The 11984-nt window shown below is 43.7% G+C and carries 12 protein-coding genes; 5 read left to right on the top strand and 7 right to left on the bottom strand.

All coding sequences use genetic code 11. The annotated features are described in order from the left end of the window. From HOO90_RS00845 to HOO90_RS00835, 3 genes are all read right to left on the bottom strand, one after another. Window positions 1-1160, bottom strand: a 1160-nt coding sequence (locus HOO90_RS00845) for an MFS transporter (RefSeq protein ID WP_292838501.1), incomplete at its 3' end; no start/stop codon positions are given. Between the two features lie 44 nt (window positions 1161-1204). After that, window positions 1205-1822 carry a methionine biosynthesis protein MetW gene (metW, locus tag HOO90_RS00840; RefSeq protein ID WP_292838499.1) on the bottom strand — a complete coding sequence of 206 codons (618 nt, stop codon included), beginning with the start codon at window positions 1820-1822 and terminating at the stop codon, window positions 1205-1207. After that, entirely contained in the window at window positions 1812-2999 is a 1188-nt protein-coding gene (locus HOO90_RS00835; protein WP_292838497.1) for a homoserine O-acetyltransferase, read from the bottom strand. Before HOO90_RS00835 ends, metW begins: the two co-directional genes overlap by 11 nt. Window positions 3000-3118: 119 nt before the next feature. Here HOO90_RS00835 and HOO90_RS00830 point away from each other — a divergent pair, with 119 nt between their 5' ends. Together HOO90_RS00830 and HOO90_RS00825 are read left to right on the top strand one after the other, a co-directional pair. After that, window positions 3119-3652, top strand: a complete 534-nt coding sequence (locus HOO90_RS00830) for a gamma carbonic anhydrase family protein (protein ID WP_292838495.1) — start codon at window positions 3119-3121, stop codon at window positions 3650-3652. Window positions 3653-3670: 18 nt separating this feature from the next. After that, entirely contained in the window at window positions 3671-4423 is a 753-nt protein-coding gene (locus tag HOO90_RS00825) for an alpha/beta fold hydrolase (protein ID WP_292838494.1), read from the top strand. Here HOO90_RS00825 and prmC read toward each other — a convergent pair. The 4 genes from prmC to hemA are packed head-to-tail and all read right to left on the bottom strand — an operon-like array spanning window position 4397 to window position 8470. After that, window positions 4397-5269: a peptide chain release factor N(5)-glutamine methyltransferase gene (gene prmC, locus HOO90_RS00820; RefSeq protein ID WP_292838493.1), complete on the bottom strand. Its 873-nt coding sequence runs from the start codon at window positions 5267-5269 to the stop codon at window positions 4397-4399. The genes HOO90_RS00825 and prmC overlap by 27 nt on opposite strands. 10 nt (window positions 5270-5279) lie before the next feature. Further along, the gene (locus HOO90_RS00815) at window positions 5280-6071 is read right to left on the bottom strand and encodes a hypothetical protein (protein ID WP_292838491.1); all 792 of its coding nucleotides are present in this window, start codon (window positions 6069-6071) and stop codon (window positions 5280-5282) included. 46 nt (window positions 6072-6117) lie between these two features. Beyond that, window positions 6118-7200: a peptide chain release factor 1 gene (gene prfA / locus HOO90_RS00810; RefSeq protein WP_292838489.1), complete on the bottom strand. Its 1083-nt coding sequence runs from the start codon at window positions 7198-7200 to the stop codon at window positions 6118-6120. 25 nt (window positions 7201-7225) lie between these two features. Beyond that, a complete protein-coding gene (gene hemA, locus HOO90_RS00805; RefSeq protein ID WP_292838487.1) occupies window positions 7226-8470 on the bottom strand; it encodes a glutamyl-tRNA reductase in 1245 nt (414 codons plus the stop codon). A 328-nt stretch (window positions 8471-8798) separates the two neighbouring features. On the opposite strand from hemA, the gene rpe reads away from it, so the two are divergent. The 3 genes from rpe (at window position 8799) to trpE (ending at window position 11960) form a co-directional block, all read left to right on the top strand. Then, complete coding sequence (gene rpe, locus HOO90_RS00800) at window positions 8799-9506, top strand: ribulose-phosphate 3-epimerase (RefSeq protein WP_292838485.1); 708 nt, start codon at window positions 8799-8801, stop codon at window positions 9504-9506. A 77-nt stretch (window positions 9507-9583) separates the two neighbouring features. After that, complete coding sequence (locus tag HOO90_RS00795; RefSeq protein ID WP_292838483.1) at window positions 9584-10282, top strand: phosphoglycolate phosphatase; 699 nt, start codon at window positions 9584-9586, stop codon at window positions 10280-10282. 169 nt (window positions 10283-10451) lie between these two features. Beyond that, entirely contained in the window at window positions 10452-11960 is a 1509-nt protein-coding gene (trpE, locus tag HOO90_RS00790; RefSeq protein ID WP_292838481.1) for an anthranilate synthase component I, read from the top strand. Window positions 11961-11984 lie beyond the last annotated feature (24 nt).

Raw genomic sequence — 11984 nt, 5'->3', positions numbered from 1 at the left:
GTGGTGTGGGCAATATAGGCTACAAACGCCGCAGTACCAAGCCCTACACCAAAGGCTTCCACTCCAATTACAATCGCCAGCCAAACTAATCGTTCTTGTAGACTAAAACTTATACCAAATAGATTAAAGTTAAAAAAAGCTTTAAATAAAGTTGGGTCAAGTGCTGCCTTGGCCAGCCAAGCAAACCCTAAAATGGCGACCATTTGTACAGCACCAAATACCCATAGCGAGCGGTTGATGCCAAGTTTTATCATCCACATGCCCCCTAATAAGCCACCTATGACGCTAGGCCAAAGCCCCGCATTTTTGGCGATTAAACCAATTTCTGTTTTTGAAAATCCCATGTCTAGATAAAATGGCGTAGCGAGTGCGGTTGCCATGCTATCACCTAATTTATAGAGGAAAATAAACCCTAAAATCAGCAAAGCCGCTTGCAAGCCATTGCGCGCGATAAACTCTTTAAATGGCTCAACAACCGCGGCGCGTAAGCTTCTTGGGGCGCCATTCTTTAACATTGGCTCCGTCACTAGCAAGGTCATGATAATGCCTGGAACCATGAACAAGGCCGTTATCATAAATACGTGATTCCAGGTTAAATGGTCCGCCAATATAAGCGAGAGTGAGCCTGGTACTAGCCCCGCAATTTTATAGGCATTTACGTGAACGGCATTGCCTAGCCCTAGTTCGTTATCCAGTAATAACTCTCGGCGGTAGGCATCTAAAGCGATGTCTTGTGTGGCTGAAAAAAACGCGATGACTAAGCTAAAAAGAGTAATTGGGTGCGTTAAAAAGACTTTTACAGTAGACCAAATCGGCAGGTGAATACTGAACAAGCCATTAAAAAATTGTCTTTCGGTAAACACTGGTGCCGTTAAGTTGGAGGGGTTGGCCGTGCCAAACCAAAATACACTGGCCAGTAATACCAGTTGTGTCAGTAATATCCAGCCGCGGCGGCGGCCAAGTGGCAAGGTATAACGGTCAAGTAAAGGTGCCCAGAGAAATTTCCAGGTGTACGGAAATAAAATCACGGCAAGTAAGCCGATGGCTTTTAGGCTGGTGCCTTCGCTACGTAGCCAGGCCGGCAGCAAACTGATTAAAATGAAAAGTGGTAGACCTGAACTAAAGCCAGTAAAAATGCAAATGAGCATTTTTTTGCTCATGAGCGACTGCCAGACGGAAGGCTGCATTAGTGCTTGCAAAATCGCTAGGCGGCTTTTAGCCGATACATCGCCAAATTACCCAACAGGTTCGGCATAAAATTGATGACTTTCGCATCAGTAATTACGCGCCGCTCTAGTACAGAAATATTGTGATCTTTACAAAATTGATCAAAATCGTTAATGGTGCAAAGATGCACATTCGGTGTGTCGTACCATTGATACGGCAATATTTTTGATACTGGCATGCGGCCACCGGTGATTTGCATGCGATTGCGCCAATAGCCAAAGTTAGGAAAGGTCACAATCACTTCTTTACCCACACGCAACATTTCTTGCACGATATCCTCTGTGTGGTGCATGGCTTGTAGTGTTTGGGAGAGTATTACCGTATCAAAAGACTGATCTTCAAAACCCAGCAAGCCATCTTCCAAGTCCATTTGAATGACATTGCTGCCATTTTTTAAGCATGCCAGCCAATTGGCGTCGTCTTTTTCTACGCCATAGCCTTTAACTTCTAGGCTTTTACGCAAATATTGTAGTAATTCGCCATCACCACAACCTAAATCTAGAATTTTGGAGCCAAATTTAACCCAATTTGCGATTATCGCAAAATCTTGACGAAATTCAGTGATAATATTTGTAATATTTACATTATTTGGCATCATTGTTACCAATCTCAATGTTGCTTAAATACGATCTTAAAATGGCGTGGTATTGCGCGCCAGTCATCAAAAAAGCATCGTGACCATGTGCCGCCGTCACCTCGGCATAGCTAACAGTGCATTGATTATCTAGCAGTGCTTTTACAATTTCACGCGAGCGTGCGGGTGAGAAGCGCCAGTCGCTGGTAAATGAAACGACTAAGAATTTTGCTTTCACATGCTTTAAAGCCGCACTTAAATCGCCCTCAAAAGCCAAGGCTGGGTCATAGTAATCCAAGGCACGCGTCATGCGTAAATAAGTGTTCGCATCAAACTCACCTGCGAATTTATCGCCTTGGTAGCGCAAGTAAGATTCCATTTCAAACTCGGCATCAAAGCTATATTTAACGCCATCTTTAAGAACGCGACCGAATTTTGCACCCATGGCATCATCACTTAAATAAGTAATATGACCTAACATGCGAGCGATGCGTAGGCCGCGCCTAGGCACCACGCCATGTGCATAATAGTCACCCCCATAAAATTCAGGGTCTGTAATAATCGCTTGGCGGGCCACTTCATTAAACGCCATATTTTGTGCAGTAAGATTAGGTGCAGAGGCGATGACCAAGGCATGGCGCACACGGTCAGGATAAGCTATAGTCCACTGTAGCGCTTGCATGCCGCCCAAGCTACCACCTATTACTGCAGCTAATTGTTGAATGCCTAAGTAATCGGCTAATAGAGCTTGAGACTTCACCCAGTCTTCCACCGTTAGCACGGGGAACTGCGAACCCCAAGGCCTGTCAGTGGCCGGATTGATGCTGGCGGCTCCCGTGCTGCCATGACAGCCACCTAAATTATTGACGCCAATCACAAAAAAATGATTGGTGTCTAAAGGTTTGTTGGGCCCAACCAAATTGTCCCACCAGCCAGGATATTTATCGTCCTCACTGTGTTTTCCAGCCACATGGTGTGTGCCAGAAAGTGCATGGCAAATTAACACAGCATTGGACTTATCCGCATTTAACGTACCGTAGGTTTCGTACACGAGGTCGAACTGTGGCAACACCGCGCCACTTTTAAGCGTGAGCGGTGCATTGAAGTGTGCGATTTTTGGGGCAACTATTCCAACTGAGCCAGAGCCAACTGCGCCTGTTCCAGCAGAATGAGTGCCAACGGAAATATTTTCAGTCATTTTGTGATTATACTATGGCTATATTAAATACTAGGGCTTGTTAAAGTGATTGCTTTGAGAATTTTTAACTTTTCTTGCAAGTTGAAAGCAGGCAAAGGTAATCAGGCAGGTAAGATTTTATGGCACGTTTGAAGAATATTCAAAACTTTCAAAATAAAGCTCCGCAACTGGCGCCCAGCACTTATGTGCATGAAAGCGCAATCGTCATTGGTGAAGTCAGTATTGGCGAGAATAGCTCGGTATGGCCTGGCGCAGTGATTCGTGGGGACGTCAATTTTATTCGCATTGGTAAGAACACCAATATTCAAGATTTAAGCATACTGCATGTCAATCATAAATCGAGTGAAGACCCTGAAGGGTCGCCCTTAATTATTGGCGACTATGTCACGATTGGACATACGGTGATTTTGCATGGCTGCACGATTGAAGACGAATGCCTGATTGGCATGGGCAGTATTGTCATGGATAAAGCCATTGTCCAAAAACAGGTGCTATTGGCTGCTGGCAGTTTGGTACCAGAAGGCAAAATACTAGAAAGTGGCAATTTGTATGTTGGGCGACCTGCCAAAAAGGTACGCGCCTTAACGCTTGAAGAAATCAAGCATTTGAAGTATTCGGCAGATAACTATGTAAAGCTCAAGAATGAATATTAAAAGAATGATAATGAGTTAATGAAATCTCAGCCACAAGTAACACTGATACTTTTACCAGGCATGGATGGTACGGGGGATTTGTTCGATAGCTTTGTTGAAGCACTCAACCCCGCAATTCGAACAGTTGTTGTAAGCTACCCAAAAACAGGTAGTTTAAGCTACAAAGCCTTAACAGCGCTGGCAAGCGAGCAAATACAAGCTGCTAAAATTCCAGTTGATGCGCCTTACATGATACTGGGTGAATCATTTTCAGGCCCAATTGCGATCGCGTTAGCGGCGAATACGAATGGTCAGCTAAAAGGCCTGATTCTTTCTTGCACATTTGCAATCAATCCGAGGCCACTACTCTCTAAATTCAGTTTTTTAGTCCCCGCCATCACCTATAACCAATTCTGGTTGGTTTTAACCAGCAAGTTTTTGATGGGGAATTTTAAAAGTGAAAAAGTCCATCAACAACTGAACGCTATCTTACCCACCGTTTCGCCAATTACCATGCGTTCTAGGTTGGAGGCGGTAATTGGAGTGGATTATTCAGCCATGCTGGCAAAGATAAAAGTACCAATTCTCTATTTGCGTGGCAAGCATGATAATTTGGTGCCAAGTTCAGCTTCTCAGCACATCCTCAAACTAGCAAAAGCGGTCACCTTGGTTGAGTTAGATGCACCCCACATGCTTTTACAAATGGCGCCAAAAGAAGCGGCGACCAAGTTACAATTGTTCATCGAAAAAGCGCTACTAATTAACTTAATCCCAATGGGTGCTGACGATTAGCGGGTTTTTGCTAATGGTGACGCGGTTGTTGCCCCCTAAATCTTGTATGGTTTCAATATTGTTTAAACCACTTTGCGCCATTAAGTCCGCCACTTGATCAGCCTGATTATAACCATGCTCCATCATCAGCCAGCCTTGCGGTTTCAGGTAAACCAAACAATTTTCAATAATTTGCCGTATGTCGTCCAAACCATCCGCGCCAGAAGCAAGTGCTGAGATAGGCTCAAAACGTAAATCGCCCTGAGTGAGATGGTCATCATTTTCTTCGATATAAGGCGGGTTGCTAACGATGACATCAAAACGTTGATTGCTTAGATTATTAAACCAGTTACTTAAAACAAACTCGACATTATGAATGTTTAAATTTTGAGCATTTTTCTTGGCGACTTCCAATGCTGCGTTTGAAGCATCTACCGCAGTAATGCTTACTTGTGGACAGTTTTTAGCAATGGCTAAGGCAATCGCGCCAGTGCCAGTACCGAGGTCTAAAATCGATAGATTGGTATTATTTAGGATTTTTGCTAGAGCAGCTTCTACAAGTGTTTCCGTATCAGGTCGGGGAATTAAAGTGTCAGGCGTTACCAGCAAGTCCAAACCAAAAAACTCACGACTACCTAAAATATAAGCCATAGGTTCGCCAGCCAAACGACGATTTAGCAATGCTTCAAATGCCGCATGGATATTGGGCTGCAGGGCATCGTTTTCATGTGCAATTAGCCATGCACGATTAACATTTAACACATGTTGCAAAAGCAATTGCGCCTCATAGCCTGCTTCTGCAGTTTTCAGTTTAGCTGAAGCTGACAGCAAAGTGGCTTTAATGGAGTTTGCAAATGCGCCTAGCATAGGTAGGCGTTTAAGAACCTAATTTCCCATACCGTTGAAAGTCAGAAAAGTACATCACGTAATGCTTGTTATTGACATTCACAGGGTAAAATAATTCGTAGTTGCCTTGATTGGCGATGAATAAATGTCGACTTGTTTTGCCATCAAAAACTTGTTCTAAATAGGCACGTTCGGTTTTACCCGTAGTAAAAATGTAGTCCTGTTTGAGAGGTAACGCTTGCTTTTTATCTGCGTTTCGCGGGTAGCTGTCAAACCTCAAAAACACTGTTTTATTATCAATTAAGTCTTTTTGTATAACCAACACTTCTGGGAAGAATTTATCAATTTTTTGCACCACTTGCAGTGCGTGTGCGGTGTTTTGAATATAGGCGTCATCAAAACGATAGTCGGCAAAATTGTTGTTGTATTCTGGGTTCTGTTTGATGAGGCTTAATGCAGAATTCACCAGCATTTTTTCTTTATTATGCGCAGAAAGCAAATTACCGCAAAATAGCAAACTAAAAATAATGGGAAGCGATAATAGCCACCATTTTTTTCCACTAAAGCGCACGACTTGTTCTTCTTTGGACGACACGGAAGCGGAAATTTTAGATAAATTTGACATGACATTGAGCACTAGCGCTCCACCCAGTAAGGCGAAAATACCTAAGATGCTCATGAGAAATGTTTCGGTGATGTGTTCGCGAAATATTTTTAAATCAAACACCGTGATGCAAATGAAAATAAAAATCCAGTAAAACAGCGCGATAACAGACCAGAGTGCGATTTTATTGGTGGTTTTAATTAAAAAATCGTGGTTCATCTGTATTCTCTTTCATCAATATAAAAGACAAGATTTAGTTACTGGATTAATTATCATCGCCCAAACTCGCCAACAAATCGGCTTGATGTTCAGCCGATAACGCACCAATCAATTCATCCATATCACCTTCAGTAATCGCATCAATTTTATAAAGAGTGAGGTTAATCCGGTGGTCGGTAATACGGCCTTGCGGATAGTTGTAGGTGCGGATGCGCTCTGAACGGTCGCCACTGCCAATCAGGCTTTTACGCTCGCTGGCAATCGCGCTATTTTGTGCGTCTACTTGTTTGGCTTTAATGCGCGCGGCCAGCACTTGCATGGCTTGCGCCTTGTTAGCGTGCTGGCTACGGCCTTCTTGGCATTCCACCACAATGCCAGTAGGCGCATGGGTAATACGCACGGCGGAATCCGTTTTGTTGATATGTTGACCACCCGCACCACTGGCGCGATAGGTATCAATCCGAATATCAGCGGGGTTGATGACCACATCGCTGACTTCATCCGCCTCTGGCAACACGGCAACAGTACAGGCGCTGGTGTGGATGCGGCCTTGTGTTTCGGTATCTGGTACACGTTGTACGCGGTGACCGCCAGACTCAAATTTTAGCTTTGAATACGCACCGTAGCCTTCAATTTTAGCGATGATTTCTTTGTAACCGCCCACTTCAGACTCGTTGGCAGACATGATTTCGACTTTCCACTTTTGCTTTTCGGCGTATCTTGAATACATTCTAAATAAATCGCCACAAAACAAGCCAGACTCATCGCCGCCCGTTCCTGCACGAATTTCTAAGAACAGGTTTTTATCGTCATTCGGGTCTTTTGGCAGCAACAGCACTTGCAGTGCTTTTTCAACAGCTTCTAATTTCGCTTTTCCCGCTTCAATTTCTTCTTGTGCAAACTCTTTCATGTCAGGGTCGCTCAACATGGATTGCGCTTCTTTGATGTCCGCTTCAGCTTGCTCAAACACATGATACTGCTCAACAATCGGCGTGATTTCCGCGTGTTCTTGCGTGAGCTTTCTGTAATTATCCATATTATTCGTCACGCCTTCAGAGCTCATGAGGCGGTTAATTTCTTCTAGTCGCTCGCTCAAAGTAGCAAGCTTTCTAATCATACTGGGTTTCATACTGGGGCTTTTCTAGAGAATTACTTTAACTTTTAATCTGATAAAGTTGTTTAATCACATCTTCCAGCTTGGCATGTTCTTCGCCATGAGCTCTGTTAAGTGCGTGGCTTGGGGCATGTAAAAACTTGTTAGTGAGTGCATTGCTTAACGCTTCTAATACTTTTTCAGCGCTTTCGCCTTTTTGAATGAGTTTAAGCGCTTTTTCGAGTTCGGCTTGACGTGTAACTTCGGCTTGGTCGCGTAGTGCTTTGATGGTGGGCACAGCATCACGTTTTTTTACCCATTGCATAAAATGCTCGACTCGCGCACTGACAATCAATTCTGCATCGACTGCGGCTTCTTGGCGATTAACGATTCCGTCAGCCACCACTTGGGCAAGGTCATCAACCGTGTATAAAAACACATCATCCAATTCGGCTACTTCAGCTTCAATGTCACGTGGCACGGCTAAATCGACCATAAAAATCGGCCGATGACGGCGGGCTTTAATCGCGCTTTCAACCATGCCTAAGCCTACAATCGGTAATTGACTGGCGGTGCTGGTAATCACAATATCAAACTCACTTAACCTGCTTGGCAAGTCATTTAGAAGCATCGCTTGGCCACCAATTTTTTCTGCTAAAGCAGTGCCACGTTCTAGTGTGCGATTTGCCACCATCATGCTTTTGGGTTTTTGCGCGGCAAAATGGTCTGCACAAAGCTCGATCATTTCGCCGGCGCCAATGAATAAAACTTTTTGGTCTTTTATCTCACCAAAAATGCGTTGTGCCAGTTTAACTGCCGCCGCCGCCATTGAGATTGAATTGGCACCAATGTCTGTGTTGGTGCGCACTTCTTTAGCCACTTCAAATGTTCGCTGAAAAAGCTTGTGCAATAGCGTCCCCAGTGTGCCTGCATCTTGGGCGATTTTTACGGATTGCTTAAATTGCCCCAAAATTTGTGCTTCGCCTAACACCATACTATCCAAGCCAGAAGCAACCCGAAAAGCGTGTTTTACTGCTTCGTCATTCGGTAAGGTATAGATATAAGGTTGAAGGTTGCTGATTTCCAATTTATGATAATGGGATAGCCAGCTCAGCGGCTTTTCAGGATTTTCTGCGCTACAGTAAAGTTCGGTGCGATTGCACGTGGATAAAATCGCCGCTTCGGTTGCGTCGTGCGAGGTGAGTTCGCGCAAGGCACTACCGAGATGTTCGCTGTTAAAAGCAACATTTTCTCGAATCTGAATGGGGGCGGTCGTGTGATTCACGCCGATTACATATAGCTGCATAAGTATGCTTGTATCAATACAATTTTCGTCATTATACTGCGTTGCTCACCAAAAATAATTTCTTACAAATAAAAGTATATGGCGCGCCATTATTTTTTGCTCGCCCCTTGTCTAAATTTATTGCACCAATCTTGTTTAATCCACCAATCTTGCCGTTTCAGCGACTTAGGTTGGTGGAGAAGCCAAAACAGGCATTAACATGATGGAGATAAGCATCCTAAAAAGCGTAATTTTGCTGTATTGACTAATCTTAAAGCAAGGCTGATATCCAAAAAAGGCAAAATGGCGTTAAAATAACTGTTTATTACTAATTATTTGGACTTTCGCCATGGATAAAACTTTTAGAATTGCCCCGAGTATTCTTTCTGCAAACTTTGCAAAATTAGGGCAAGAAATTGATGATGTAATTACATCTGGTACAGATTTAGTGCATTTTGATGTGATGGATAATCATTACGTACCAAACCTAACGATTGGTCCATTGGTTTGCGAAGCGATTCGCGAAGTTTCAAAAAATGTAGGTGCTTTAATTGATGTGCATTTAATGGTAAAACCAGTGGATCGCATTATTCCTGATTTTGCAAAAGCAGGCGCCAACATCATCACTTTCCATCCAGAAGCGTCTGAGCATATCGATCGTAGCCTTGCAATGGTGCGCGAACTAGGCTGTAAATCAGGTTTGGTATTTAACCCAGCCACCTCATTAAGCTACTTAGATCACGTGATGGATAAAGTCGATATGATTTTATTGATGTCTGTTAATCCTGGTTTTGGCGGTCAAAAATTTATTCCAGAAACGTTGGAAAAATTGAAATTAGCGCGCGCAAGAATTGATGCCTATTATGAAAAAACTGGACGTCAAATTTGGTTAGAAGTGGATGGCGGCGTGAATGCGCAAAACATCGCTGAAATCGCGCGTGCAGGTGCTGATACATTTGTTGCGGGTAGTGCGATTTTCACTAAAGGCTTAGATTCAGATAAAAATCGCTACAACACGGTAGTTGGGGAAATGCGTGCTGCATTAGCTACGGTTTAAAAATTCAAATATAGTCACAATGCTAAGTTATTTTTGCTCATACCTTGCCTTGTTTAAATTTTTAGAGAATTGATTTAATGAGCCAATTTAGAGTAAAGCTCGTCATGATTGATCTTGACGGCACTTTGGTCGACACTGCCCACGAAATTGCCGCTGCGGCAAATTTGATGCTGGCTGATTTAGGTCGGCCAATGTTGCCAGTTAGCCAGGTTGAAAGCTATATCGGTGAAGGCGTGGTGGTTCTGATTAAGCGCTGCTTGAATAGCCAGTTAGATATTAGTCAGTTGAATGGTGAGCCTGATGCCGCTTTGATGGCGCAAGCTGAACCAATATTTTTTAAGCATTACGCAAATAATGCAGCGGACAGCAAGCCTTTTGATGGTGTGTTAGAAGGCTTGCAAGCTCTGCGTAGTAAAGGCTTTAAGCTGGCTTGTGTAACGAATAAGCCAGAAAAATTCACTTTGCCCTTGTTACAAAAAAGTGGTTTGGCGGAGTTTTTCGAGATTGTGGTTTCTGGCGATACCTTGCCGAAAAAGAAACCTGACCCGATGCAGTTGCAGCATATTTGTGAAAAACTAGGAGTTCACACGTTTGAGGCAATGTTGGTAGGTGATTCGGCTACGGATATTGCGGCTGCTCATGCGGCGGGTTGTTTTATTATCACCGTGCCATACGGGTATAATCAAGGTCAGCCGATTGATGAATCAAAAGTTGATGCGACGATTGCAGATTTAACCGAATTAGTTTCACATGATTTACTAGCACTTTTGGTTTAATCGCTTAACGAATAGAATAAATATGATGACTTTTAAAAATGATTTTCTAAGCTGGCGTGGCTCTTGGCGAAGCTGAGCCAACCTTGCCAGCAACCAATAGGTGAAATGTAGCCAGCGCGGCTATTTAAAACCGCAAATATTAGAAAATTATTAGAAAGATTTTTACATCATGTTTACCACAATCAACAAAACCGAATTCAATGCCTTAGCGGCAAAAGGGTTCAATCGCATTCCGCTAGTGCTAGAAACCTTTGCTGATTTAGATACGCCTTTATCCTTGTATTTAAAATTAGCCAACCAACCCTTTTCATACCTGCTTGAATCTGTACAAGGTGGCGAACGCTTTGGTCGTTACTCGATAATTGGCTTGCCAGCAAAAACACGTATTGTTGCGCACGATAATCAAGTGCAGGTGCTTGAAAATAATGTCGTCGTTGAAACAGTGGAAAATACGAACCCATTAGATTTTGTAAAAAGCTTTCAAGCCCGCTATAAAACGCCGCCTTATGAGGGCTTGCCGCGCTTTACTGGTGGTTTGACTGGCTATTTTGGCTACGAAACAGTGCGCTACATTGAAAAACGTTTAGCGGGCGTACAAAAGCCAGATGCAATCAATGTGCCGGATGTGTTGTTGATGGTTTCAGAAGAAATTGCTGTTGTCGATAACTTGAGCAGCAAATTATATTTCATTGTTTACGCCAACACAGCTCAAGCCAATGCTTATGAAACGGCGTTAAATCGCTTAAATGAACTTGCTAAAATGTTGCGCAATAGTGCGAAGATTCCAGAATCAAGCCCATCAGAAGCTTCAGTAGCCACTTCAGAATTCGGCGAAGAGAACTTCAAAGTAGCAGTAAAAAAAGCGCAGCAGTACATTTTAGATGGCGACATTATGCAGGTGGTGTTGTCGCAACGTATGTCGCAAAAATTCACTGCGCCACCGTTAAGTTTGTACCGTGCCTTGCGTAGCTTGAATCCATCACCTTATATGTTTTATTACGATATGGGCGACCATCACGTGGTGGGCGCCTCACCTGAGATTTTAGTGCGCCTAGAAAATGGCACAGTAACAGCTCGCCCCATTGCAGGTACACGTCCGCGTGGCAAAACCCGTGAGCAAGACTTGGCGCTGGCTGTTGAGCTATTGGCTGACCCTAAAGAGCGTGCAGAACACGTGCAACTGATGGATTTAGGCCGCAATGACGTAGGTCGAGTGGCGCAAACAGGCACGGTTAAAGTGACTGACAATATGATGATTGAGCGCTACTCGCATGTGATGCATATTGTGAGCAATGTAGAAGGCAAGCTCAAGGCTGGCATGGATGCCATTGACGTGATTAAAGCAACCTTCCCAGCAGGCACAGTAAGCGGCGCACCTAAGGTGCGTGCGATGGAAATTATTGATGAGCTAGAACCTAGCAAACGCGGCATTTACGCGGGTGCAGTAGGTTATTTAGGTTTTAACGGCGATATGGATGTGGCGATTGCCATTAGAACAGGCGTAATTAAAAACAATATGCTCTACGTGCAAGCAGGTGCGGGCATCGTCGCCGATTCTGTGCCACTCTCGGAATGGGAAGAAACGCAAAACAAAGCCAAAGCAGTATTACGCGCGGCCGAGTTGGTGCAGGCTGGTTTGGATTTGAATATTGATGCTGCACCGAAAGCGGGGAATTAATATGTTACTCATGATAGATAATTA

This window comes from Methylotenera sp., assembly GCF_013141425.1.
Classification (GTDB): domain Bacteria; phylum Pseudomonadota; class Gammaproteobacteria; order Burkholderiales; family Methylophilaceae; genus Methylotenera.
This window is presented reverse-complemented; position numbering and strand designations above follow the sequence as displayed.

What these genes read in the sequence shown, in the direction of transcription:
- metW (WP_292838499.1), bottom strand. Translation starts at nt 1,822, where the DNA reads ATGCCAAATAATGTAAATATTACAAATATTATCACTGAATTTCGTCAA.
- HOO90_RS00835 (WP_292838497.1), bottom strand. Translation starts at nt 2,999, where the DNA reads ATGACTGAAAATATTTCCGTTGGCACTCATTCTGCTGGAACAGGCGCA.
- HOO90_RS00830 (WP_292838495.1), top strand. Translation starts at nt 3,119, where the DNA reads ATGGCACGTTTGAAGAATATTCAAAACTTTCAAAATAAAGCTCCGCAA.
- HOO90_RS00825 (WP_292838494.1), top strand. Translation starts at nt 3,671, where the DNA reads ATGAAATCTCAGCCACAAGTAACACTGATACTTTTACCAGGCATGGAT.
- prmC (WP_292838493.1), bottom strand. Translation starts at nt 5,269, where the DNA reads ATGCTAGGCGCATTTGCAAACTCCATTAAAGCCACTTTGCTGTCAGCT.
- HOO90_RS00815 (WP_292838491.1), bottom strand. Translation starts at nt 6,071, where the DNA reads ATGAACCACGATTTTTTAATTAAAACCACCAATAAAATCGCACTCTGG.
- prfA (WP_292838489.1), bottom strand. Translation starts at nt 7,200, where the DNA reads ATGAAACCCAGTATGATTAGAAAGCTTGCTACTTTGAGCGAGCGACTA.
- hemA (WP_292838487.1), bottom strand. Translation starts at nt 8,470, where the DNA reads ATGCAGCTATATGTAATCGGCGTGAATCACACGACCGCCCCCATTCAG.
- rpe (WP_292838485.1), top strand. Translation starts at nt 8,799, where the DNA reads ATGGATAAAACTTTTAGAATTGCCCCGAGTATTCTTTCTGCAAACTTT.
- HOO90_RS00795 (WP_292838483.1), top strand. Translation starts at nt 9,584, where the DNA reads ATGAGCCAATTTAGAGTAAAGCTCGTCATGATTGATCTTGACGGCACT.
- trpE (WP_292838481.1), top strand. Translation starts at nt 10,452, where the DNA reads ATGTTTACCACAATCAACAAAACCGAATTCAATGCCTTAGCGGCAAAA.